The sequence below is a fragment of the Lactococcus cremoris subsp. cremoris KW2 genome, assembly GCF_000468955.1.
GTDB lineage: Bacteria > Bacillota > Bacilli > Lactobacillales > Streptococcaceae > Lactococcus > Lactococcus cremoris.
Genome location: NC_022369.1, coordinates 114,999 through 138,600, shown reverse-complemented (window position 1 = coordinate 138,600; position 23,602 = coordinate 114,999). Strand labels below are relative to the sequence as shown.

At 34.6% G+C, this 23,602-nt stretch carries 25 protein-coding genes; 7 read left to right on the top strand and 18 right to left on the bottom strand.

Going from position 1 to position 23,602, the window contains the following annotated elements; all coding sequences use genetic code 11:
- Window positions 1-27: 27 nt before the first annotated feature.
- The 6 genes from KW2_RS00695 to KW2_RS00670 form a co-directional block, all read right to left on the bottom strand.
- On the bottom strand, window positions 28-735 hold the full coding sequence (locus KW2_RS00695; RefSeq protein ID WP_021036571.1) for a WxL domain-containing protein: 708 nt from the start codon (window positions 733-735) through the stop codon (window positions 28-30).
- A gap of 51 nt (window positions 736-786) precedes the next feature.
- Entirely contained in the window at window positions 787-1,107 is a 321-nt protein-coding gene (locus KW2_RS00690) for an LPXTG cell wall anchor domain-containing protein (protein ID WP_021036570.1), read from the bottom strand.
- Between the two features lie 39 nt (window positions 1,108-1,146).
- Window positions 1,147-2,277: a WxLIP family cell surface protein gene (locus KW2_RS00685; RefSeq protein ID WP_021036569.1), complete on the bottom strand. Its 1,131-nt coding sequence runs from the start codon at window positions 2,275-2,277 to the stop codon at window positions 1,147-1,149.
- A gap of 1,378 nt (window positions 2,278-3,655) precedes the next feature.
- A complete protein-coding gene (locus tag KW2_RS00680; RefSeq protein ID WP_021036568.1) occupies window positions 3,656-9,640 on the bottom strand; it encodes a SpaA isopeptide-forming pilin-related protein in 5,985 nt (1,994 codons plus the stop codon).
- A gap of 455 nt (window positions 9,641-10,095) precedes the next feature.
- On the bottom strand, window positions 10,096-10,644 hold the full coding sequence (locus KW2_RS00675; RefSeq protein WP_231097923.1) for a TetR/AcrR family transcriptional regulator: 549 nt from the start codon (window positions 10,642-10,644) through the stop codon (window positions 10,096-10,098).
- 42 nt (window positions 10,645-10,686) lie between these two features.
- Window positions 10,687-11,325 (bottom strand): nitroreductase, encoded by a 639-nt coding sequence (locus tag KW2_RS00670; RefSeq protein WP_021036567.1) that lies wholly within the window; start codon window positions 11,323-11,325, stop codon window positions 10,687-10,689.
- Window positions 11,326-11,483: 158 nt separating this feature from the next.
- On the opposite strand from KW2_RS00670, the gene KW2_RS00665 reads away from it, so the two are divergent.
- Together KW2_RS00665 and KW2_RS00660 are read left to right on the top strand one after the other, a co-directional pair.
- Window positions 11,484-11,804, top strand: a complete 321-nt coding sequence (locus KW2_RS00665) for a hypothetical protein (RefSeq protein ID WP_021036566.1) — start codon at window positions 11,484-11,486, stop codon at window positions 11,802-11,804.
- A gap of 120 nt (window positions 11,805-11,924) precedes the next feature.
- Window positions 11,925-13,868 carry an alpha-amylase family glycosyl hydrolase gene (locus KW2_RS00660; RefSeq protein ID WP_021036565.1) on the top strand — a complete coding sequence of 648 codons (1,944 nt, stop codon included), beginning with the start codon at window positions 11,925-11,927 and terminating at the stop codon, window positions 13,866-13,868.
- Between the two features lie 64 nt (window positions 13,869-13,932).
- Here the strand turns inward: KW2_RS00660 and KW2_RS00655 are convergent, their stop codons facing one another.
- Window positions 13,933-14,478 carry a TetR/AcrR family transcriptional regulator gene (locus tag KW2_RS00655; protein ID WP_021036564.1) on the bottom strand — a complete coding sequence of 182 codons (546 nt, stop codon included), beginning with the start codon at window positions 14,476-14,478 and terminating at the stop codon, window positions 13,933-13,935.
- 117 nt (window positions 14,479-14,595) lie between these two features.
- Here KW2_RS00655 and KW2_RS12220 point away from each other — a divergent pair, with 117 nt between their 5' ends.
- From KW2_RS12220 to KW2_RS00635, 5 genes are all read left to right on the top strand, one after another.
- On the top strand, window positions 14,596-15,018 hold the full coding sequence (locus tag KW2_RS12220; protein ID WP_244878743.1) for an SDR family NAD(P)-dependent oxidoreductase: 423 nt from the start codon (window positions 14,596-14,598) through the stop codon (window positions 15,016-15,018).
- On the top strand, window positions 14,987-15,367 hold the full coding sequence (locus tag KW2_RS12215; RefSeq protein WP_244878742.1) for a hypothetical protein: 381 nt from the start codon (window positions 14,987-14,989) through the stop codon (window positions 15,365-15,367). The genes KW2_RS12220 and KW2_RS12215 overlap by 32 nt, the downstream gene beginning before the upstream one ends.
- A gap of 9 nt (window positions 15,368-15,376) precedes the next feature.
- Complete coding sequence (locus KW2_RS00645; RefSeq protein WP_021036563.1) at window positions 15,377-15,688, top strand: DUF2316 family protein; 312 nt, start codon at window positions 15,377-15,379, stop codon at window positions 15,686-15,688.
- A 19-nt stretch (window positions 15,689-15,707) separates the two neighbouring features.
- Entirely contained in the window at window positions 15,708-16,493 is a 786-nt protein-coding gene (locus tag KW2_RS00640; RefSeq protein ID WP_021036562.1) for an SDR family NAD(P)-dependent oxidoreductase, read from the top strand.
- An 89-nt stretch (window positions 16,494-16,582) separates the two neighbouring features.
- Window positions 16,583-17,134, top strand: coding sequence for a TMEM175 family protein (locus KW2_RS00635; RefSeq protein WP_021036561.1), 552 nt, complete (start codon window positions 16,583-16,585; stop codon window positions 17,132-17,134).
- Between the two features lie 29 nt (window positions 17,135-17,163).
- Here the strand turns inward: KW2_RS00635 and KW2_RS00630 are convergent, their stop codons facing one another.
- The 11 genes from KW2_RS00630 to rnpA form a co-directional block, all read right to left on the bottom strand.
- Window positions 17,164-17,487, bottom strand: coding sequence for a DUF1292 domain-containing protein (locus KW2_RS00630; RefSeq protein WP_003131822.1), 324 nt, complete (start codon window positions 17,485-17,487; stop codon window positions 17,164-17,166).
- Window positions 17,488-17,587: 100 nt separating this feature from the next.
- The gene (gene ruvX, locus KW2_RS00625; RefSeq protein ID WP_021036560.1) at window positions 17,588-18,019 is read right to left on the bottom strand and encodes a Holliday junction resolvase RuvX; all 432 of its coding nucleotides are present in this window, start codon (window positions 18,017-18,019) and stop codon (window positions 17,588-17,590) included.
- Window positions 18,019-18,285 carry an IreB family regulatory phosphoprotein gene (locus KW2_RS00620; RefSeq protein ID WP_003131820.1) on the bottom strand — a complete coding sequence of 89 codons (267 nt, stop codon included), beginning with the start codon at window positions 18,283-18,285 and terminating at the stop codon, window positions 18,019-18,021. Before KW2_RS00620 ends, ruvX begins: the two co-directional genes overlap by 1 nt.
- A 294-nt stretch (window positions 18,286-18,579) precedes the next feature.
- Window positions 18,580-19,260, bottom strand: coding sequence for a CPBP family intramembrane glutamic endopeptidase (locus KW2_RS00615; RefSeq protein WP_021036559.1), 681 nt, complete (start codon window positions 19,258-19,260; stop codon window positions 18,580-18,582).
- Between the two features lie 82 nt (window positions 19,261-19,342).
- Window positions 19,343-19,501: a class IIb bacteriocin, lactobin A/cerein 7B family gene (locus KW2_RS11820; protein WP_011675190.1), complete on the bottom strand. Its 159-nt coding sequence runs from the start codon at window positions 19,499-19,501 to the stop codon at window positions 19,343-19,345.
- 170 nt (window positions 19,502-19,671) lie between these two features.
- Window positions 19,672-19,995 (bottom strand): helix-turn-helix transcriptional regulator, encoded by a 324-nt coding sequence (locus KW2_RS00610; protein WP_021036558.1) that lies wholly within the window; start codon window positions 19,993-19,995, stop codon window positions 19,672-19,674.
- Window positions 19,996-20,064: 69 nt separating this feature from the next.
- Window positions 20,065-20,976 carry an aldo/keto reductase gene (locus KW2_RS00605; protein WP_021036557.1) on the bottom strand — a complete coding sequence of 304 codons (912 nt, stop codon included), beginning with the start codon at window positions 20,974-20,976 and terminating at the stop codon, window positions 20,065-20,067.
- 175 nt (window positions 20,977-21,151) lie between these two features.
- Window positions 21,152-21,286 carry a 50S ribosomal protein L34 gene (gene rpmH / locus KW2_RS00600; protein WP_003131818.1) on the bottom strand — a complete coding sequence of 45 codons (135 nt, stop codon included), beginning with the start codon at window positions 21,284-21,286 and terminating at the stop codon, window positions 21,152-21,154.
- Between the two features lie 131 nt (window positions 21,287-21,417).
- Window positions 21,418-22,332, bottom strand: a complete 915-nt coding sequence (jag, locus tag KW2_RS00595; RefSeq protein ID WP_021036556.1) for an RNA-binding cell elongation regulator Jag/EloR — start codon at window positions 22,330-22,332, stop codon at window positions 21,418-21,420.
- A gap of 87 nt (window positions 22,333-22,419) precedes the next feature.
- Window positions 22,420-23,229 carry a YidC/Oxa1 family membrane protein insertase gene (locus KW2_RS00590; protein WP_011675186.1) on the bottom strand — a complete coding sequence of 270 codons (810 nt, stop codon included), beginning with the start codon at window positions 23,227-23,229 and terminating at the stop codon, window positions 22,420-22,422.
- Window positions 23,226-23,579 (bottom strand): ribonuclease P protein component, encoded by a 354-nt coding sequence (gene rnpA / locus KW2_RS00585; RefSeq protein WP_011675185.1) that lies wholly within the window; start codon window positions 23,577-23,579, stop codon window positions 23,226-23,228. Before rnpA ends, KW2_RS00590 begins: the two co-directional genes overlap by 4 nt.
- Window positions 23,580-23,602 lie beyond the last annotated feature (23 nt).

Below are 23,602 nucleotides of genomic sequence, written 5' to 3'. Positions count from 1 at the left end.
AAGAAGAGACAACTTTTTTATTCCTAATTAAGGCGCAGTTGTCAAATCCCATTGGAGAGTTGCTGTGTAGTTACCTGCCACGGCTGATCCTGAAGGAACGCTGAGAGAGATTGGACCTCCTGCTTCGTTACCTTGATAATCTGCAGCTTTACCATAGCTTGTCAAATATTGTCCAACTGTTCCATCTGTTGACATTACTTCTTGAGCAGTCCCAGGAGTCAATGTGTAACTAGCAGTACTTTTTGGAACATATGAACCTGAAGCATCAGCATTCACTCCAGCTCCAGAAGAAAAGCTCAAGGCTGCGCCTGTAAGACCTTTTGAACCATTTGTAAATTGAGCCAATTGAGTTACTGTTAATGTAGTTCCATTCCCAGTACCCAAACCACGAAGATCGTGCATTTGTACAAATGCTCCAACCGGTTTAGAAAATGCTTTTGAGTCTGCACTTGCATAGTAAGTAGCTTGTGAGGCTGAAATTTCATGCGTACCAAAATCCAAATCAGATGCATAGTCAATTGCAAGAGCCCCCGCAGTACCTCCAGGTCCAGGTTCTCCTGGAACTTCTGGGTTTGTAACATCAGGCGGTGTTGTTGTATTTGCTGTGAACCCAATTGTTCCTGTTGAAGTCCATTGTTCAGCCTTAACTGAATCAGCTGATGCTGTTGAAGTTGCTGTGGCTCCTACTACGAGAAGGGCAAGTGTTGCTGCAGAAAGCGAAAGTGCTTTTTTCATATTAATTTCTCCTATGATTTTTTGAAATATATAATTAAATTATTTTAATTATCATGTTAAATTGTATCGGACTGATTTTTTTCTTTTAATATAAATCAATCCAATAATAAGGTTAATCAATCCCACTCCTATCCACTCTATGGCTAATGAACTTTTCGCCCCTGTTTTAGGGAGCTCTTTATTCTTAGAATCGATTTGTGGATTTTTTGGGGAATTGATATCTGGCTTCTCTTTGGAAGGGAAGCTACCAGTAAAGCCAACTGTTGCCTGAGTCGTGTTTGCCGCTCTTTCTTGAGCAAAGACAGAAAAGGGATAGGCAATCACTATCAAGAATCCCATAGAGATCAAAAAAGTTTTTATTACTTTATTCAAAGTTTTCTTTTCCTTTCTTACTGACTTCTAGCTATTACTTTATTGGTGACTATCTTTGTTTCGTTTGCGGCTAAAGATGAGGAAGATTAATAACAGAATTATAAGGATAAGCGCAATTCCAATAATCATCAGCCAATTGATGGGTTCTTTATAATGAACCGTTGGGTCACTCTGATTAAGTTTTTGGGCTTTTTCTTCTGCAATTTCAAACTCTTTTTCAAATTCCCATTTATACTCATACTTTACGGCTTTACCATCAACTGTAGTTTCGTAAGTTCCGTTCGTATTTTTCACACCATAAACTGTCATTGTTAGATGATACTTTCCAGGCTCCAAGGCTTTAGAAGTTTGATCTTTCATATTTCCTTGAATAGATACTGGAATCGCAAAGTTAAAGTTAGAATTTGGAGCCATTTTCATATCAGAATTTTCAAAGCTATATTTTAATTCTGGATTATTTACGTTTTTTACTGTCGCCTTCGCATTCATATCTTGAAGGTAGGTTGGTGACATGTTTTGTAAATTTGCTGTAAATACATTTCTAGAATTTACTTGTGTAGCTTTGGCCTCGTTCATTTTAAGTTGAGGAGAAACTTTCTGAGTATCTTGTTGGATAACAAGTGCAATCACATAACGATATTCATTTGTAATCGATACACCTTTTGATGTACTTTCTTGATTTTTCGATTTCTTTTCTTTGAAAGCAAATCCTCCAGCCAAGACTCCACTGTTTGCTCCTTGAGGCATTTTAATTTTCGCAGTTACAGTCACCTGTGAATGAGCGGAAATTGTTATTTCTTTTTTAGGAATTTCAACATAATCTTCAATATTATATTGAAGAGAACTATCCTTGGTTTTTCCAGCTGAATCATAAATAGCAAGGCCATTATCATTCGTAGTCGAACGTGAGAAGGACATATCTACTGTTATAGACTTTGAAGTCGTATTATTCAGATTAAATGTCAGATTTTGTTCTGCTTCTGGATTCATCAATAGGTTAAAATAACCTAAACTCTTATCAATTTGATTCTCTGGTGTTACTGGATTTACATTAAAATTAGAGGATGAAGCATATATATTTTTACTACAATAGAATAAGCTAAAGACAAGTACTAAGACGAGACCTATTTTTCCTAAAATATTATATACTGAGTTCTTTTTTTCAATCATTTTGTTTCCATTCTTGACAAATTTTATTTAGTTGCTCCTTTTGTTCCGAAGTGATAGATTGAAAAGAATCATTCACTAAATCTAGGATTTTGTTGTCTTCTAAACCAAAGAAAAATTTTCACCTATCAGAAAAATTTTCTTAATTGGAAAATGTCTCTTACTGATTACTTAATTTTTTAAACTTTCTTTGGCTCTTAGTTACATTTTCTTTTGCTTTAAAATCTTCATTTTTTCTTAAAAGCACCTCCTAAATCTCCAAATTTAATCATATCTTCAAAATATAAAATGATTCTTTTTTTCATAGTTAACTCCGCCATCCCATACTTTTAATGAGCTTAACAAAGCATCGTTTTCTCATTTTTTTACCGCTAGTATCCGAAAAATTAGTGTTTTTCGGATATATGTTTTTAGTGTACATAACTAAAAAAATAAAAGAATTTTGTACTTCTTCATCTAAGTTTTTGACCTTCTAGTAGTCAAATTTAAGGGATAAAATTATAAACTCTTAAAAATAATTTAACTATTTTTAAGAAAACAATTAGTAATAAAAAAATTACCTCGCTAAATTTACATTTTCTCAGTTGATCGGAATAAGCGAACGTAGTTTCTTGTTTTCAAAAAGATAACTAAAACCAATAATACAGAAACATCTAAGCACCGTTAGAACAGGAAAAAGTGAAAAACAAATGTATTTTGTTTGATAATATTAATTTTATTAGTTGAAATGTAATTTCAGAGTAAATTTCCAGTCTGCTAAATTTGATTTTAAAGAGAGTTGTGTTATAATATTACTATAATTATATTTTCGTAATATTTTGCTCAGAAAATTTCACTCGTATATCCGAAAAACACTAATTTTTCGGATATACGTTGTTATAAAATTCAACTTATTTGTAAAACAAAACATCACCAAGCTTCATATTGGTGATGTTTTGTTTTACAAACTTTTGTTTTATGTTTTTTTGATAACGTTAAGGTTAAAAAATAGATTGTGCTGTTTTTCACTTTAACCGCCTGTTTGTTAGCGCGCTCATTTCAAATTATGTATTACTATTCTATGGTAATCTAAATATTCTTTGATATCTTTGATTCTTGCCAGTTTGCACCGAGCCTTTTATTTCTTATAAAAATTAAAAACCGCAATTACTCATTTCTAAAAAATGACTTTTGTTTTTAATTTGTTACTTTTAGTGCTTAGAAAGCTTTTTTATCTTCTATTAATTTATATTTTTAGTCTCTTCGTTGGCATTTTTTTGCTCATAACTGAGAAAGTATTGGCCATGAATTTGATTTATAAAATTTTCTAATCATTATTCGATTTTTTCTAAAAAAAAATAAAAGCATGAGTATAAATCATGCTTTTATTTGTCTTCTTTTCTTATTTGTTTTTCAGTTTTTGTCGTTTAAAAGTTACATAAATTCCAAAAATAAATATCGCCAGTCCACTAATAGGAAGGAATCTATTTTCTTGTTCTCCCGTTTTTGGTAATTCTGATTTTTGGCGAGGTATTATAAGTTTTCTATTAACAATTTTGCCAACTTTAACCATTTCTGGTTTATTTTCTGATTCATTAACAATTTCAAATGTTTTAGTCTCTTGGCTTAATTGATAACCAGTAGGAGCTTTTTCTTCTACAAAAGCATACTTACCTGGTTTTAAATTATTTGCCTTGATTATTCCATCTGAGTTAGATTTTAGTCCTTTTAAAACAACTTCATTTTTACTTGTATCAACAACTTTAAAGACTGCACCTGAAAGTTTTTCTCCAGAATCGCTCACCTTGACTAATTCGGCGGAGCCTTGATAGTTAATAAAATTATCTGAAGCCATGACCACTTTTGGTTTATTCTTTTCTTCATCTGAGATTGTAAAGTCAACTTTCGCTGTGTTTAGAATATAACCTGCGGGAGCCTGAGTCTCAATGAATGAGTAATTTCCCGGTACTAAATCATCAATTTTGACTTTACCGTCTTTATCAGAGGTCAAGCCTTCTTTTATCATTTCTCCAGATTCATTGACAACTTTGAAGACTGCACCTGATAAAGGTTGGCCTTCACTGTCATGTTTGATTAATTCGGCTGATCCTTTGTAGTTAACAAAGTTATCCGAGGCAGTCACTACTTTTGGTTGACCTTCTTCTTTGTCAGTAATAGTGAAATTAACCTTTTCAGTATTCAAGATATAGCCAGTTGGGGCTTGCGTTTCGATGAATGAGTAGTCACCTGGCGCCAAACCATCAATTGCTACTTTACCAACTTTATCGGATGTCAGTCCTTCTTTAATCACTTTTCCAGATTCATTGACAACTTTGAAGATTGCGCCTGATAGAGGTTGACCCTTGCTATCGTGCTTGATTAATTCGGCTGATCCTTGGTAGTTAACAAAGTTATCAGAAGCCATGACAAGCTGTGGTTTTTCTTCTGATTCAGTGGCAATTGTGAAGTGAACAGGATCTGTATTTAATACATAACCTGTTGGAGCTTGCGTTTCGATAAATGAGTAGTCACCTGGCGCTAGGCCGTCAACTATTACTTTACCGTCTTTATCGGATGTTAAATTCGTTTGAATTGTCTTGCCTGATTTATCAACAACCTTGAAGACTGCACCTGATAATGGTTGAGCTTCACTGTCATGTTTGATTAATTCGGCGGAGCCTTGGTAGTTAACAAAGTTATCAGAAGCCATGACAAGCTGTGGTTTTTCTTCTGATTCAGTGGCAATTGTGAAGTGAACAGGATCTGTATTTAATACATAACCTGTTGGAGCTTGAACTTCGATAAATGAGTAGTCACCTGGCGCTAAGCCGTCAACTATTACTTTACCATCTTTATCAGATGTTAAATTCGTTTCAATTGTTTTGCCTGATTTATCAACAACCTTGAAGACTGCACCTGATAATGGTTGACCTTCACTGTCATGTTTGATTAATTCAGCTGAGCCTTGATAGTTAATAAAGTTATCAGAAGCCATGACAAGCTGTGGTTTTTCTTCTGATTCAGCGGCTATTGTGAAGTGAACTGGGTCTGTGTTTAATACATAACCTGTTGGAGCTTGAACTTCGATAAATGAGTAGTCACCTGGCGCTAAGCCGTCAACTATTACTTTACCATCTTTATCAGATGTTAAATTCGTTTGAACTGTTTTGCCTGATTTATCAACAACCTTGAAGATTGCACCTGATAATGGTTGACCTTTACTATCATGTTTGATTAATTCAGCTGAGCCTTGATAGTTAATAAAGTTATCAGAAGCCATCACGATTTGCGGTTGGCCTTCTGCTTGATCAGCAACCGTGAAGTGAACTGGGTCTGTATTTAATACATAACCTGTTGGAGCTTGCGTTTCGATAAATGAGTAGTCACCTGGCGCTAGGCCATCAGCAATTACTTTACCATCTTTATCGGATGTTAAATTCGTTTGAATTGTTTTGCCTGATTTATCAACAACTTTGAAGATTGCACCTGATAAAGGTTGACCTTTACTGTCATGTTTGATTAACTCAGCTGAACCTTGATAATTCACTTTTTCCAAGTTAACATCTGAAATTATTCCCTCTTCATTTGCTTTGAGTTCAAATTCAATTGGAGTTGGGTCTAAGATATAACCTGCTGGAGCTTTCGTTTCTACAAGTGAGTACTTGCCAGGTACTAATTTTTCAATGGTAACATTTCCTGAACTATCAGAAGTAAGTTGTCCATAACCCGCAACAGTTTGACCCGAGTCATCTAAGAGTTTAAATTCTGCTCCTTGAAGTGGATTTTTTACTTCTTCTCCATTTTCAATGGTCATTCCTACTTTTTTAAGTACTACTTTTGTTGGTTCGTTCTCGACTTCTTGGATAGGAAAGTTAGCTGTTTCACCATCTTCAGCGACAGTTACTTTTTTACCTTTAACCAATTCTTCATCAAGTGTGTATCCCGCTGGAGCTGTTGTTTCAATAAGAAGATAATCTCCGACACGTAAGTGACCCAGTTTCAAATCACCATTTTGGTCGGTATCTCCTTCACGGATTAATTTATCTTTTTTACCTTCATCATTAATTGACCAAAGTTGGAGATGCGCATTTGCTAGTTTTTCTTTATCAGGACCAACTTTTTCAAAAGTAACTGACCCTTCTGAACCCTCTGCTGTCCCGTCATGATTGATTACAGGCACATCTACTTCAACATCTTTCTCAATCGTTGTTTCGTTGTCTCCACTGATATGAGCTTGATTACTTACGGTATCATTAGTTTTATCAGTAGTAATTAATGCCCGATATTCCACCATGTAGGCTGTGTTAATTTCAGCTAAGAAATCAACCGTAATTACTTGCGCTCCGGTGATGTTATCTGTAGTAATATCAACAGTATAGTCAACTCCTTGTTTGAGCACAGTGTTTTTATCTTCGGTTATATTTCCTGATTTATCAATTGTCGTTCCGTAAACAACGACATCTTCTGGAACAACATATTGATTTGAAGAAGGATTATCAACAACTTCAACGTCTTTCAAAGTTGATTGTGAAGCATTGACGGTAAGAGTCCAATCCACATAATCAGAATCTGAACTTGATTGTTCACCAGATTTTGAAACAAATTCACCCTCATGAGCCGCCGTGACGCTGGCAGTTAAATCATGAGAAATGTCATTATTAGTAAATGTAGCTGTATTTTTATATTCTTTTTGGTTGATGAGTTCACCAGCCAAGCTAGTTTCAAAGATTAACACATAAGCTTTGGTGCTCTTGTCAGGAAGGTTAACCTTAATATCATTTTTACCTTCGGTCACTTTAATTCCTGATGTTGAAGTAACATCAGCACCTAAAGTATAAGTCCCATCACTATTAATCGTGGCTTCATAAACTTTAGCACTTCCAGAAACATATTTTTGATCCGCTGAAATTGGGTCTACTATTGAAGCATCTTTTAATTCTTGCTGATCAAAATTAGTAGCAACTGCCCATGTAATCTTTTTAGTCGTTGCATTATAGTCACCAGATTTTTGTCCATTGTATTGGAATGGTGGAAGAGGTTCAACATCTTTATGATCAGTATTTGTATGATCTCCACCATTTTGATCATTCCAAGTCATAGAAGCATCATTTTTAAATTTGATGTCTCCTTCATGACCACTTCCATTATCAATCGCACTAGTATCAAATTTTGTCTTGTATTTAATCTGATATTTATGGTCAGTTCCTTCTTTTAAAGGAGAATTAAAGGAAACTTGGAATCCTGTTGCAGTTTTTACTAGTGTATATTCTGTCGGTAATAGAACACGATTTCCCTCATTTTTATCAATAATTTGGAAACTATCTTCTATAAATGTAAGGCCTTGAGACATTGTGTCTTCTAGCGACCAATTTTCCATCAAATAGCCTGCACTATTGATATCTATTTTCCAAGGAATTTCATCTTTGCTGTAGTCAATATCACCATCAACATTTTTTACTAATCCTTCTTGAGTTGCATTTCCTGTTGACCCATCTTTGTCCCCAGTATCTGTCTCTACTGAGTTCTCAATTGGCACATTTTCATCTACAATATCTTTAACCTTTGTTTGATATTCTGCTTTTACTGCATAATCGATATCTTTAAGAAATACAATTTTAAATTTTTGCGGGTCATTGGGGTCTGGAACGAGCTTATAATCTTCGCCCTCTTTTAATTCAGCCCCTTTTATTTCATTTCCATCTTTATCAAAAGTAATTTTATAGAGCTTAACACTGCCGTCCACTAGTTCAATAGCATCGCTCATTGTATCTTCAATATATGAACCAGCTTTATGCTTTTGCTCATTATAATTATACTCAACATTCCAATTGTAAACTTGATCATCACCAGTTGAGTAAGGGCCATTTTTTGTAATCGGTCCTTTATATTCAGCATCAACTGAGGCACTTGCATCAGTATCTGTTTTCCCATCATTTAATGTAGCAGTATTTGTAAAGTTTACATTTCCGCCTTTTTCTGGAATAGTATCGTCATCAATAGATGTTGTATAAACAACATTAAAGGCTTGATCAGTCTTCGCATACTTACCGATGAATGTAATTTTCCCATTTGCATCTACCGTATAATCGGTTCCTTCAACTAAAGGATGAGCTTTATCAACTGATAGGATTTCTCCATTTGGCCCAACTGTTTCTGGATAAATGACTACTGACTTATAAGTAGTTCCAGTTGGCATTGGGTCAGTAAGAGTTGCATTCTCCATCGTATTTAATGGACGATTAATATTAATTTCCCAAATAACTTCACTAGGATTTGGGGTCTTGTCAAAGTGTCCTGATTTGTCTATCCCTTGATTATAGTCTGGGCGAACGTGAACCTCAGAAGGAGGGAAATTTTCCTCAGTTGGTGTATCAATTACAACTTCCCCAGGAACTGTTTCTTTATCAAAGTGGGCATCATAATGGAAAGTCCCATGAATATCATGTTTTGTTTCGACTTTTTCATTAAATACAAAGTGAACTGTACCATCAGCATCAATAGTATAAGTTCCGTAATCCCCTATATTTCCCATAGCTTCTTCAATTGTCACTCCATCTGGTAACTTGAAGTCAAAGTAATCTCCAGCCTTTAATGGCATAATATCTTCTGGGATACTCCATGTGTAATCAATTTTAACAGCGGCGTCAATAGGGACATTATTCTGGTCAGGATATGGATTTCCATCTTTATCAACATAAACAGTCGTTGCATCATTGATGATAGAAGCTGGAGAAACTCCTGCACCATCTAGAAGGTCACGAATATTTCGACCGGCATCAGCTTGAGTTGTTGTTTCTTGTTTTATTTGTTCTTTTTTGCTTTCAGAAGTTGACTGACTCTTGCTCTCAGAAGAGTTTGTTGAAATCTCTGAATTACTTGTACTTTTAGATTCTGAAGTACTCGTTGAACTTTCTGTTGAATCCGTCGTTGAATCAGTTGTTGGAAGATCAACACTTACCTTTTGATTATTAAGCGTTGCTGTTAACTGATTGAGGTCTTTTAATTTTTCTTTTAGTACAGAAAAGTTAATGTTCAATTCATTGTTGCTATTCGCAGCTACAACTACCGTTAATTTGTTTTCATTAGCAGTAAAATCTGTTGTTGATTTTGTTTTATTATCTTCACTAGGTGTATTAATAGAACTGTTCAAATCGATAATTACTGTCTCATTTTGTTCAATTGGTTTTTCAACTTTAAGTGTTAAGTTAAATGACGTTAGATCAGTTTTTATTTCTGATTCGTCTATTTTAAGTTGGCTTAAACTAATAGCAGTATTTACGCTGCTATCAGTCAATGCTTCCGCAATCACTCCTACTGGTGTAACAATATATTGCAAAAGCAATACTAGTCCTAGAATTATAGAAGCGACTTTTTTTCTACTTTCCATAATGTCCTCCTTGTTGAGTTTTTAATCAGAATTCACACCATAGAAAGTCTTTTTTCTAGCGTCCAATTGTGCCACCCTGATACTAGGACATTATAACACAATATACTACAAATGTGTAATGGATTTCGTACATTATGTATTTAAATGTTACGCCTTTTTTATATTTTTTTCTGAGAAGAACACTCACAAAAAGGCTAAAAAGCCCGATATTACGGTATTTTTTGAGCATTATTGGATTAATATGGCCTTTAAAAAAATAAATAAAAAAAACTGATTTGAGATTTAAATCAGTTTTACAATATTGCAAAACGTAATATATCGTATGTTTTAAACGACATATGAAACAATTTATATAATAGGCTTTATCTATTAATCATTCAGCCATATATCAACTTATCTTTGCTTAGTTAAGGTCTATTTTAAAACAAAAAAAGCCTGATAGTATCAGACTTTCATCATTTTTCAACTGATAAGAGGAGGTCATCGATGCTCTTTGTAATTACCTCATCAAAATAATCTATTCTTTTTTGATTTCGAGAAATAAGCTGAGCTCCTTGAATCCCAGCAAAAAATTCGCTGGCTTTTTGAGAACTCTTATATTCGGTAAATTGTTTTTCTAGCCATGAGATATTTTTCTGAAAAAAGTCACCGACTTTGTTATTGATACTATCATTCAGGTTATAAGTATCCATTGCTAAATCTGAGCATAGACAGATTCTTCCCTCTATCAAATTCATTCTATATAAAGAAGTATAATATTCTAATTTTGCTTTAAGAGTGGATGCTGTGCTTTGCTCTAAAGCTTCAAAAAAGTTCGTTGAATACTTTTCTAGGACTGCTTCAATTAAATCGGTTTTACTTGGAAAATAATAATGAATACTTGCCTTTTTGATATCAATAACTTTGGCAATATCTGCAAAACTAAACCCATTTATCCCTCTTGTTTGAATCAATTCTAAACCTAAGTTCACAATTTTTTCTTTTGTGTTTATCAAGATTTCCACCTACTCACTTATTGATAACTTTAAGTATAGCAAATTCTATCTTTATTTAATAGTCAGTATTTCTTCTGTTGCCAAACGATTATTGGTAAAAGTATTAATCTTATCTTCTGAGCGATAACCAAGTGCTATTCCTGCTATTATTAGCTCTTCTTCTTTTATATCTAGATTTTCTCTAATTTCATCAGGATATTTAATATTTTCATAAGCCACCATTGAATCTACTCCCCGATTCGTTGCTGACAGCATTAAAGTTTGAGCGAAGGCTCCAGTATCATAAACTGACCAAACTGGCGTTGTTTTGAGAATTGTGAGATAAGCCATTGCTGGTGCATTCCACAAGTTTACATTTGCGGTCAAAAAATCTTTCATTGTGGCATCTGAATTGACTTTATCCAACCAAGTACTCATATTTGTAAAAGGAAGTTTACCCCAATCTTGGATATCTTTTACAGGAAGATCAGCGCTCCCTTTCAAACCTTTTTCTGATTTTTTAAGATGGGATTTTTGGATATTTTTCATCGTTTCCCCTGTAGCAATATAAACTCTCCACGGCTGTGAATTAGCCCAAGAGGGAGCTTGCTGTGCATCTGATACAATATTTCTTAATATTTCCTTTGAAACTTGTTCATTTTTAAAATCTCGAATTGAAATACGTTTTTTAAGTGTAGTGGAAAATTCCATTGTAATGTTACCTCTTTTATTTTGATAATTATCATTCTACCTTTCGGTAGGTAAAAAGTCAAATGAAATAACTTTCTCTCCACAAAACGAGATACAAGTTCACTAATAGACTTCATAAAATAGGTTATAATTAATAGATAGAAGTGAGGAGGGCTGACATGAATTATGATGATTTTATGAAAAGTAAACATATCGCTGAACGCTGGGGAGAATTTCAGGAGAAATTTAAAAATATGGATAAGTCGAGTGAATTAAAGGCCTATCATGAACTTCTGACAGAGTTTTATGAATATATTCAGTATTTAGAAACTCATTTTTTTGCCGCTGATAAAACTTCTGTGGACAAAAATTTACTGACAGATTGGTCAGTAAGTTCTCAAGCTTCTACAGCTTCTGCGCAAATTCCAATGACACTTTCTCCTAGTCAAGAACACCTGACAGGCGAGGAAGACCCTTGGTTTGGATTTAATGATGAATAATAATTATTTACTGACAACTTCTGGTCAGTAAATTTTTTTATTTTTAATTCCATTATGAAAACCTTTGCAAAAGTGCTAAAATAGAGCTAGAAATGATTGTCAGTAAAAGGAGAATAGCTTATGCCTCTAAATATCTTGGATTATGACCCCTATTTGGAACCTTTCAAAGATGACTTGTCTTTACGCCTCTTTGAATTTGCTAGAACTAAGAAACGGCTTTTGGGCGTTGATGGTTCTTTAGTTGATTTTGCGAACGGCTATAAGTATTTTGGCTTCCAACAAGAAAGTAAACACTGGACTTTCCGCGAATGGGCACCAAATGCTAAAAATGCTTGGCTTGTTGGTGACTTTAACAATTGGGAAAACAACTATGAACTAAAACAGGCTTATGGCGGGACTTGGGAAATTTCAGTTCCTGGATTATTACCTGTGGGTTCTAAAGTAAAAATAAAGTTGCTTTTGCCAACTGGAGAAGTTGTTTATCGTGTTCCTTCTTACATTATGTATGCTCTTCCTAATGAAAATCATGGTTTAGACGGGGTTATTACTCAGCCTAAGTACGAATGGAAAAATAAAAGCCCTAAACTAAGCGAAGCACCTTTGATTTATGAAGCACATATTGGGATTTCAACCGAAGAATACAAAATTAATTCTTACAAAGAATTCACGCGCGATGTTTTACCCAGAATTAAAAAAGATGGTTACAATACCATTCAGCTGATGGCAATTATGGAACACCCGCTCTATGCTAGTTTTGGTTATCAAGTTTCCAATTTTTTTGCCATCTCTAGTCGCTTTGGTCAGCCAGAAGATTTAATGGAATTGATTGATAAGGCACATGGTCTGGGTTTGCAAGTGCTTTTAGACGTGGTTCATTCACATGCTGTAAAAAATATTGAGGATGGGCTCAACTATTTTGATGGAACAGAAAATCAGTATTTTCATGAAGGCGAACGGGGAAATCATCCAGCTTGGAAGACAAAACTTTTTAATTATGGTAAAGATGAAGTCCTTCATTTTTTACTATCAAATCTAAAATTTTGGCTAGACATTTATCATTTCGATGGTTTTCGTTTTGATGGAGTAACCTCAATGCTTTATCATGACCATGGTTTAGGAACTGCTTTTACAGATTATAGTAAGTATTTTTCACTTAATACAGATGTTGAAGCCGTGACATATTTGATGCTGGCTAATGAACTAACTCATCTCTTTAATCCATCAGCAACAACAATCGCCGAAGACATGTCTGCCATGCCTGGGATGGCACTACCTATCTCGGCTGGCGGAATTGGTTTTGATTATCGTTTGTCAATGGGAATTCCTGATTTTTGGATTAAACAATTGAAAGAAAAAACAGATAATAGTTTAGATTTGCTAAGTTTATGGTGGGAATTGACGACCAGACGACCTGGAGAAAAAAATATCGGTTATTCAGAAAGTCATGATCAAGCTTTAGTTGGAGATAAAACACTGATGATGTGGCTAGCTAATGAAGAAATCTATTGGAACATGGACATCAATAGTCAATCTCTGATTATTGACCGCGCCATCGCCCTCCATAAGTTAATTCGATTGATTACTTTCAGTCTAGCAGGTGAAGGTTATTTAAATTTCATGGGAAACGAATTTGGTCATCCTGAATGGCTTGACTTCCCTCGAGAAGAAAATCATGATGATTTTCAACATGCTAGAAGACAATGGTCACTTGCTGATAACGAAAATTTACGTTTCAAATATTTACTGGCATTTGACCAAGCCATGCTCAATTTAGAACATGATTTCAAATTTTTAGAAAGTACAGATCCTGTTCAACAGCTTTGGATTAAGGATTCAGATAAATTACTGGCATATAAAAAAGGACAATTAGTTTTTGTCTTTAATTTCCACCCTAGTTATGAGCAAAAACTTCAGCTCCAATTTTCTAAAAAACCAGAACTTATCTTTGACAGTGATGATCAAAAATTCGGGGGATTTGGTCCTAGAAGTAGTTTTGGTTGGTCAAAAGGAACTTTAAATTTGATTCTTGAACCTAGAACAGCGATGGTATTTAAAATTAAATAATAAAAAACCTGTCAAATGACAGGTTTTTTTACTGACAGAAATCCGAAAAGTCTGTCAGTAATTTCTAAAATGCATTTAAATTTGGTTCCACCAAAGTCCAGAGATTTTCAAATTGAGTTTGAAATTGATCGTCCCACTGAGGGGCAATTTTCGGGTGGTGAAAATAAACGAAAGCTTGGATATAAGCGCCAGCCTCCTCATAAGATTCTAGTTTGGCCGCCGTTTTTAAACTCTCTACCATTTCTAAAATATGTTGGCGTCCTAATTCTAAGTTCTCACCAATATAAGTAGTATATAGAGCAAACATTTCTGGTGTTTTTCTGTGGGCTTCATACTTGGCAATAGCTACTGACCAAAGCCAATCATGGACAATATCTTTTTGATGCTCATAAGAAGCTGTATCAAAAGGAAAAATTTTGACAAGCGTCTGACCATTAAGCCAACGAAGTGATAGAATGGTCAAAAGTTCATCTTTACTTTTAAAATGTTTATAAATAGCCGGTTGACTAATATTCAATTCTTTGGCAATTTTTGAAATGGTCAACTTTTCAATTCCATTTTTTAGGATAAATTCTTCTGTCTTCTTTAATATTTTTTCACGTGTGTTCATAAATTAATTGTAACACAAGTTATAATTCTTGACAAATATAACTTTCTGGTTTATAATTCATTTTGTTGGTTATAAAAACAAAAAATAATAACCTTTATCAATAGTTAAGGAGAAATCATGACATTTACAGGACATACCATTTTAATCACAGGCGGTACAAGCGGGATTGGTCTAGGTTTTGCAAAAAAATTTGCTGAATTAGGAAATAAAGTTATCATCGCTGCACGCAATGAAGATAGACTCAATCAAATTTTAAGCGAAAATCCAACTTTTTCAGGATTTGTCAGTGATGTTGCTGACGAAAATTCTCTGTCCCAATTGGTCAATTTCATCAATGAAAATTTCCCTAAGCTTGACCTTCTCATGAATTGTGCCGGAATTATGCGTGCCATCAATTTGTTTGAACAAGCTGACAATTCTCTAGGATCACTGACAGAAGAAATTAATATTAACTTACTAGGAACTATTGCTGTCACACAAGCCTTTTTGGAAGTTCTTGTCGCAAATAATGGGATGGTCATTAACGTTTCATCTGGCTGACGGTGCGCATCCTATTTACAATTTGACCAAAGCTAGTGTTCATTTTTACTCTGATGCCCTTCGAGAACAAGCCAAATATTTTGATAAAGCTTTAAAGGTTGTAGAATTAGTTCCACCATTAGTTGCCGAAACAAATCTTGAAAGCCATACAAATACTGACGCACCTAATAACATGGCCCTTTCGGATTTGATTAATGAAACTTTAGCCGGACTTGAAAATGGCTTAGAGCGAATTGATGCTGGTTTTTCCAAACAGCTTCACCAAATGGGAAAAGTTAATAGTGACGAAAACACCAAACTTCTCTCTAATCAAATGCTCAGTAACTATTTTCCAAAAAACAAAGAATAAGGGAGAAAAATGTCACTTAATCCACTCCAAATGCACAACACCAAAAAAGAGCTCCGTCAAAACTTTGAGCTCACAGGACTCAGCAAATCTGAAATTGCTAATGATTTAAAAATTAGCGAAGTCAAACTTGAAAAAATTTTCAAACTTAAACAAAGAACACTAGAAGACACTTGGATTTTAAGAAATTACTTGCTAGAAAAAGTTGAAAATGCTGGTCAAGAACCTGTTCCATTTACTGCTTTAGCGGGAGATTGGCACCGCCACTGGTTTTTAAATGCTGATTTAATTGACCATCAACAAATGTCTAAGGGCGACAACTAGAAATTAAAGGAGAAATACAATGAAAACACTCATCACAGGTGCAAATAAAGGAATTGGTTTTGCTCTTGCGCAAAATCTCGGTCATCGTGGCTATGAAGTTTTAGTCGGAGCTCGTAATGAGACTCGTGGACAAGAAGCCGTTGAAAAATTGAAAGCCGAAGGAATCAATGCGGAATTTGTCAAAGTTGATTTAGATGACTTAAATCAATTAACTAGCCTGTCAGCACTGACAGATATTGACTTACTCATTAATAATGCTGGAATTTCTGGTAATATTCATTCAGATAAAGGACATCTTGATATGGAAAAATCAGCTTTTGATTATTCTAGTTCTGACTTAGAAGAAACAATCAAGACCAACTTTTTGGGAATACATGCAGTCATTAAAGAACTCCTCCCACATTCACTGACCGAAAACGCTAAAATTATTAACATCACCGTACCCGTTTCTCAGGAATATTGGATGCCGCTGGCCTATGTCACTTCAAAAGCCGCTCAGAATGCCATGACTTTTGCTTTTGGTCATCAATTTAAAAAAGACAAATCACAAAAACAAATTTTTGCTGTCATGCCTGGGGCTGTTGCAACAGATTTAAATGGCGCAAAAGTTGGTGACAGTCCTTTTGTCAAATCTCCAGAAGAAACAGCTCAAATGATTAGTAAATTCATTTTTGATGACAAAAATCACAATGCTCAAATTATTAATTTTGACGGAACAATTTATGATAACTATGAACCAGGCTTACGTAACAAAGTGATTAAAGACGTCGCTAAAAATGGCTTGAAGCGTAAATTTAAAAAATAAATGAAAAAATTACTGACAGATTGGTCAGTAATTTTTTAACTTACAATCTATTCGTAAAAAAATCTTAATATTTATGATAAAATAATTTTATGGAAAAAGAACGTTTTTTAGCCTTTACCGATGCTATCATCGCTATCATTGCAACAATTATGGTTTTAGAATTTAAAACCCCTGATAAAAGCGGCTGGTCAGCCCTGACAGAATTAACGGTTCCACTTTTGGCCTATGCTTTGAGCTTTTTTATGATTATGACCGTCTGGTACAATCATCATCAACTTTATCGCGACATTAAAAATATTACTCCTCGAATTTTCTTATTGAATACGCTTTGGCTATTCATTATGTCATTTTTCCCATTTACTACCGGTTGGGTCGGAAAACATGCAACTGAATTTCTTCCTGAGTTCTTCTATCTCGTCATTGTTTTTCTCTGGACAGCCGTCTTTCATATCATGGATTATGAACTCCTCAAAGAAAATCCAGATAAAGAATACAAAGAACTTACCCATAGTATTTCTCGTAGAAATATTTTCATTATTTTAGGAATTTCCCTTCCAATTGTTTGGTTCTGGCCTCCTATTGGCTTAGTTTGTGTCGCCATGCTTGGTGCCGTAGCTCTAGCAAGCTTTTTAAAAAAATAAAAGCCGTCAGTTAATGACAGCTTTTTATTTTAATCTTCTTGTTCATCCATGAAACTATTGAAGACTTCTTCAATCATATCCCATTCATCTTCAGCATCTTCAGGGATTGGTTGTAAATCACCTTCAGTACCGTCAGCATTCTCAGTAAATGAGTAAGCTAAAACGTCAATAAGACCTTGTTCATCTTCTTCAAATTCAGTCGGTTGTAAAACAACATAGTTTTTACCAAATTCTTCTTGTCCATCAATGGTAATCAAAATTTGGAATAAACTTTCATTTCCGTTTTCATCAACTAAAGTAATATAGTCAGGTTCATGATTGTGGTCATGTTCGTGATCATGTGTATGAGTCATTCTATTTCCTTTTCTTCATCCTTAATTATAGGAAGTTTTTGCTACTTATAACAAAACAAGCAGACTTATTATCACTGACAGGCTCGTCAGTAATCAAAAATTATAACTTTAATGCGTGCGCATCCAGATAATTTTGTAAAATCAAAACAGCAGCTAACTTATCAATCGATTTTTTTCGGTCTTTGCGGCGTACTCCACCGTCAATTAAAACTTTTTCAGCCTGAGCTGTAGTCAGACGTTCATCTTGATAGGCTACTTCTAAGCCAAATTCATTGGCCAACTTTGTTCCATAATCACGCGAAGCTTCAGCACGAATGCCTTCATCTCCGTTCATATGTTTTGGAAGACCAAGAACCACCTTTTCAGGTTTGTATTCTTTAATCAAGACAGCTAGACGATCAAAACCGAGCTCACCAGCTTCACTATCAATCTTAATGGTTTCAACAGGCTGAGCGGTCATCCCAAGTAAATCACTGACAGACACACCCACCGTTTTTGTACCAACATCAAGACCTAAAATTCGTGCAAACACTATAAATTTACACCATTATCTTTCAAATAATTCTTGATTAATTCCTCAACAATATCATCTCGGTCAAAACGGCGAATTTTATTACGCGCATCATCATGACGAGGGATATAAGCAGGGTCTCCCGACAAAACATAACCCACGATTTGATTGATAGGATTGTAACCCTTAGCCTCAAGTACATTGTAAACATCAACGAGTGTTTCGCCAATTTCTTTCTTGTCCGAATCACCAAATTCAAAACGGACTGTTTCATCTGTAAAACTCATAAGACACCTCCTTTAAATTTATCTGTAAAAAGCCAGATCAAACTAAAAACTAATAATTTCACTTCTGTCAGTTACTTAACTTTCTCATCTTTAGAGAACTTTACATTTTCTAATACTGACAGAAATATCTCATTAAAAATTTCTTAGATACATGTTAATTATACGTTATTTTTTGCCTGAATTCAACCGTTTTCTCTAGTAAAGTAAACAAAAGTCTTTAGAAAAGACTTTTAAATAAAATATGAATTCTAATTTGAAAAATCACCAAATAATGTACATTACAGTCCTATCTACTCAAGGCACCAAGAAATTTAGCAAATAAGGCAAATAATTATTGATCAAGTTTATCGAACTGTGAAGAATAATACTCTCCCCAATTGCTTTACGTCGATGATAAGCCAAAGTAACAACCAAACTCATCGGCAAATAAAAAAAGAAGGAATAAGTAAAACCAGTATGTATCCATGCAAACACAACGACACTTACAAAGCAAGCCAACCATTTTTTATCGAAAAGTCGATAAAGATATTCACGAAAAATAAGTTCCTCACAAATCGGCCCAATTACAAATAAATCTAAAGAGTGTATCCAAAACGGAGTCCGTGCAAGAGAGTTTGCTACGTCCACACCATGTTCTGGGAATGCCACCAAAGCAGACGTCATTTGAAAATATAATTTATGCGCTAACGCAATAAAAACAATCCCACCAATAATAAAAAATAAAATAAATAATAGATTTTTCCAACGAAAAATATCAAAAAACTTTCTAAAAGCTCCATTTTTGTAAGCAATAATCATTATTAGAGAAAAAGTTAAAATATCCACCGCTCCATAATGATTAAAAGTAAAATCATAAAAACCAGTCGGAAAAATACCCAAACTAGGTTCCCAACCATTGTAAAGTACTACCGTTACTAGTAAAACTAGAAGCGTTTTTAATTTAGTCTGTAAAGATTTTTTTATACGTTCAATCATAAAAGTCCCCAAAAAAGGATTGCTAAATTACATTAACAATCCTTTAGCTTAAAATACACTAGAATTAACAAAAGCGATTAAGTTAACGGTCATAAATATCGCCGATAATATCTCCACTTCCGATTAAGACTGATGAAAGATAATTTTGAGAATAATTAATTAATCCTCCACCCCCACTAATCTCCATCAATTCAGCATCAGTCAACGTTTCAAACACTTCAAAAATCTTTTGTCCTTCCATAAGAACACACTTTCTAGTCCAATTTGGACTTTTTTGAGCATTTTCAGTTGATGTGCACTTCTACTAAAATCACCCATTAATTTTTCAAATATCCGTAACTAATTACAAATCTATTTTATTCTTTTCTGAATATTTGATCAATAGTCTTTTAGTATTCTTTTTGTGTACTTTTAGTTTTTACTTCCCCTCTCTTTCAACATATCATCTATTGAACACTCAAATAAGTTTGACATCTTTTGAAGTAGCGTCAAATTTGGCTGCCTCCGTCCATGTTCCCAGTTGCAGACCGCCTGTTTACTAGTAAACAATAATTTCCCTAGTTCTTCTTGTGTCCACCCTGCTTCTAGCCTTTCTTGTCGGAGATTATCAGAAAATCCACCTCCCGAAACTCCTAGTAGTTCATCATCTGTTAAATTTTCAAAATTCAATAACTTAAACGAATGATTAGAGTCTTTGTTTATTCTTATTTCTTTAAAATACTTTAAAAATTTCATCAAAACCTCTTCAACATAGTTAAATAAAAAAACTAGCTATTAATTGCTAGTTTTTTATTCTTATTAGATTTAAGGCAAAATATTTCCAGCTGCCATATACAAATCATACCATTCTTCACGTTCCAAAACGATATCTGATGCGGCCGCAATTTCTTTAATTCGACTCAAAGTCATTGTTCCAATGATCGTTTGAATATTTGCTGGATGGCGATTAATCCAAGCAATAGCAATTCCCGTTGGACTAGAATTATATTTTTCAGCATAATATTCCAATTTTTTATTCAAATCAGGGAATTTTTCGTTCCCAACAAAAACTCCTTCAAAGAAACCATATTGGAAAGGTGACCAAGCCTGAATAGTCATCTTATTAATACGAGAATATTCTAAAATTCCATTATCATGGACAAAGGAAGCATCATCACTCATATTGACATGAATACCAGCATCAATCATACCTGTATGTTTCAAACCAAACTGTAATTGATTGAATAACAAAGGTTCTTTCACGGCTGTTTTTAAAAGTTCAACCTGACCTGGATTTTGATTAGAGACTCCAAAATAACGCACTTTTCCAGCCTTTTCAAGTTCATAAAAAGCTTCTGCTACCTCTTCAGGTTCAACCAAAGTATCTGGACGATGCAAGAGCAAAGTATCCAAGTAGTCCGTCTTTAAGCGACTCAGACTTCCTTCAACTGATTCAAGGATATGTTCTTTTGAAAAGTCAAACATTTTTCCTGGAACAATACCACATTTTGACTGTAAAATAATGTCTTCTCGTTTGACTGATGATTTGTTTAAGGCATCAGCAAAAATCGATTCACAAGCTCCACCACCATAGATATCCGCATGGTCAAAGAAATTAATTCCTTCTTCAACTGAAGTTTCAATTACAGCAACAGGGTCTTTTCCTTCTTCATTAATTCTCATACATCCTAGAATAATTTGAGAAGCTTCAAGTTCACCAATCTTAAATGTTTTCACGATAAAAATCTCCTTATCAGATATGAAATTTTACCTTATACTTCAATTACTAAAGGAAAACTCCATTAATTAATCAATAAAGCTATTATACCACAATAAATGAAACCGTTTAACAAAATTTTATTTTTTTAAATAAAAAAAACCAGCAGATGCTGGTTTCTATTTCATTTACAAATTAAACTGTAAGTGAAGCACGTCCTTTACGACGACGAGCTGCAAGGACACGACGTCCGTTTTTAGTTGCCATGCGGCTACGGAATCCGTGAGTAGTCTTACGAGATTTTTTGTGTGGTTGGTAAGTACGTTTCATTATATAAGTCCCTGGGCTACTTCACTTTTGGTTGAAAGTAGCTCCACCTTTTCGGTGTTCCTTTCATCTTAGTTTACTGCTATTAAAAGCATACCTTACAATTCTACACTATGAAAGGTCTTTTGTCAAGGCTAAATCTCTTTAGAGACAACAATATAGCGATTATATTCTTGCCCTTCTGAATGACTTGACACACCATTTTCTTGACCAATAATCGTGTGAACAATTTTACGCTCGTTAGATTGTAAATCATTGATATAAACAGTTTCACCCCCACGCGCACGCTCTGCTGCCCGGTGAGCCAAGCTTACAATGTAAGCTTTCCGTTTTTCATGATAATCTCCAACGTTTACAGCGACATTCATTCGTGTATTTAAAATACTGTTTGCATAGGCTTTTGCTAAAATCTGTAAACTTTGCAAAATTTTCCCATGCTTCCCAATAAGTAGAGCATCATGGTTAGAAGTCAAGTTAAAGACCGTCAAATTCCCATCACGAGAAACTGAAACACGAGTTGCAATTCCCATTTCTTGGGTAATCGTGGTCAAATAGCTTGAAATTTTTGAAGCAATTTTTTCTTCTTCATTTGAAACTTCTTTTTTAGCGTCAACTTCTTCTTTAACAGCTGCAACAACATCAGAAAGATCTGTTGTTCCTTGGCGATTTTGAACAACTGTTTTTTTGGCCACTTCAATAATCGCATTACGCTCTTCTTCAGTGATTTCGCCGTTTTGTTCTCTCTCAGCCGCACGAACCGCTTTAACAACTTGACTTAGCTCAAGCGTTGCTTCCATTGCGGATTGTGATTTAGGAACGCCAAGATTAATTGTATCATCTACACCACGTTCAGCCAAATGATCAGCTTTACGCACCGTTTCCTCATGGATTGGCTCGATATTAACCCGAGCCCGTTTCTTTCCAAATCCCAAGAAACCTTTTTTCTCTTTTTGTTCAATATGAATATGAACATTCTCGCGCTTAACGCCTAATCGATTTAAACCACGATCAATTGCATCTTCGACCGTTTCACCAGTAAAAATAGCCATAATCAAACTACTCCTGTCATATGATAAAGCCTATTGACAATTTCTAGCACAACTTCCAATTAAAATAAAAACTGCCAATGGTATTTTTTATTTTTTTCTTGCCTTCTTCAATGCTTTTTCACGAGCTTTAACTTTATCTTTTTCGACCTGTACCTTAGCTTCTCGCGCTGCAATAATCTTGTATGGATTAGCTAACAACATCGTTTGAAAGACTTGGAAAGCATTAGATATTACCCAGTAAAGTGCAATTCCGGACGCAAAGTTTACACCCATAATCAAGATGAAAATCGGCATAATATAAGTCATTGAAGTCGTCATTGCATTTCTTTCAGGAGCAGACTTCATCATTAAATATGAGCTCAAGAAAGTAAAGATTGCTGCCAATATAGGTAAAATAAAAGTTGGATCTTTTGCTCCAATTTCAAACCAGAGGAAAGTTCCGTGTTTCAAAAAGTCTACACGAGACAAGGCTTGATAAAGTGCCCAAAGCACTGGCATCTGAACAACCAAAGGTAAACATCCCATATAAGGGTTAACTTTGTTTTCAGCATAAAGTTTTTGAATCTCTTCATTCATCAAACGACGAGATTCCATATCTTTGCTTGGATATTTAGCCTGAATTTTTTTAATTTCTGGCTGAATTTCTTGCATACGTTGGCTAGATTTGATTTGAATATTCATCAACGGGAGCAATGCTGCCCGAATAATAATTGTGAATAAAATAATACCAACTCCGGTCAAACCACCAAATGACAAGAAACGAATAACCTGCGCAAAGCCATATACGATTTGATCCCAAAGATTGCTTGAGCTACCTGTTACTGCCGTGGTTCCACAGGCTGTAAGTAACAAAAGGGCAGCTCCCGCCATTGCGATCAAACTAAATTTCTTTTTCAATCGTTTTCTCCATCCACATAGATTTTTGACAACTTCAACACGTGTCTCAGATTTTTCTTTACTTCTTCAAAACTAAGCGTCTCAACACCCGAACGAGCGATGATTACAAAATCTTCATCTACCAAATAAGGTTTAAATTCAGCTACTGCATGTCGCAAAAGACGTTTAATTCGATTACGCAAAACCGCATGCCCAAGTTTCTTACTTACTGATAGCCCTACACGAAAATGAGGCTGATTTGTATTTAATTTATATACTACAAATCTTTTATTGGCAAAGCTATGTTTCGCTGAAAAAATTTGGTCAAAATCCTTTGAGCGTTTAACGCGATATGTTTTTTTTATAGCCAAGCCACTCTCTCCCATTTTAGAAA

Coding starts and splice junctions, on each gene's coding strand:
- KW2_RS00695 (WP_021036571.1), bottom strand. CDS start 735: ATGAAAAAAGCACTTTCGCTTTCTGCAGCAACACTTGCCCTTCTCGTA.
- KW2_RS00685 (WP_021036569.1), bottom strand. CDS start 2,277: ATGATTGAAAAAAAGAACTCAGTATATAATATTTTAGGAAAAATAGGT.
- KW2_RS00680 (WP_021036568.1), bottom strand. CDS start 9,640: ATGGAAAGTAGAAAAAAAGTCGCTTCTATAATTCTAGGACTAGTATTG.
- KW2_RS00670 (WP_021036567.1), bottom strand. CDS start 11,325: ATGGAATTTTCCACTACACTTAAAAAACGTATTTCAATTCGAGATTTT.
- KW2_RS00665 (WP_021036566.1), top strand. CDS start 11,484: ATGAATTATGATGATTTTATGAAAAGTAAACATATCGCTGAACGCTGG.
- KW2_RS00660 (WP_021036565.1), top strand. CDS start 11,925: ATGCCTCTAAATATCTTGGATTATGACCCCTATTTGGAACCTTTCAAA.
- KW2_RS00655 (WP_021036564.1), bottom strand. CDS start 14,478: ATGAACACACGTGAAAAAATATTAAAGAAGACAGAAGAATTTATCCTA.
- KW2_RS12220 (WP_244878743.1), top strand. CDS start 14,596: ATGACATTTACAGGACATACCATTTTAATCACAGGCGGTACAAGCGGG.
- KW2_RS12215 (WP_244878742.1), top strand. CDS start 14,987: ATGGGATGGTCATTAACGTTTCATCTGGCTGACGGTGCGCATCCTATT.
- KW2_RS00645 (WP_021036563.1), top strand. CDS start 15,377: ATGTCACTTAATCCACTCCAAATGCACAACACCAAAAAAGAGCTCCGT.
- KW2_RS00640 (WP_021036562.1), top strand. CDS start 15,708: ATGAAAACACTCATCACAGGTGCAAATAAAGGAATTGGTTTTGCTCTT.
- KW2_RS00635 (WP_021036561.1), top strand. CDS start 16,583: ATGGAAAAAGAACGTTTTTTAGCCTTTACCGATGCTATCATCGCTATC.
- KW2_RS00630 (WP_003131822.1), bottom strand. CDS start 17,487: ATGACTCATACACATGATCACGAACATGACCACAATCATGAACCTGAC.
- KW2_RS00620 (WP_003131820.1), bottom strand. CDS start 18,285: ATGAGTTTTACAGATGAAACAGTCCGTTTTGAATTTGGTGATTCGGAC.
- KW2_RS00615 (WP_021036559.1), bottom strand. CDS start 19,260: ATGATTGAACGTATAAAAAAATCTTTACAGACTAAATTAAAAACGCTT.
- KW2_RS11820 (WP_011675190.1), bottom strand. CDS start 19,501: ATGGAAGGACAAAAGATTTTTGAAGTGTTTGAAACGTTGACTGATGCT.
- KW2_RS00610 (WP_021036558.1), bottom strand. CDS start 19,995: ATGAAATTTTTAAAGTATTTTAAAGAAATAAGAATAAACAAAGACTCT.
- rpmH (WP_003131818.1), bottom strand. CDS start 21,286: ATGAAACGTACTTACCAACCACACAAAAAATCTCGTAAGACTACTCAC.
- jag (WP_021036556.1), bottom strand. CDS start 22,332: ATGGCTATTTTTACTGGTGAAACGGTCGAAGATGCAATTGATCGTGGT.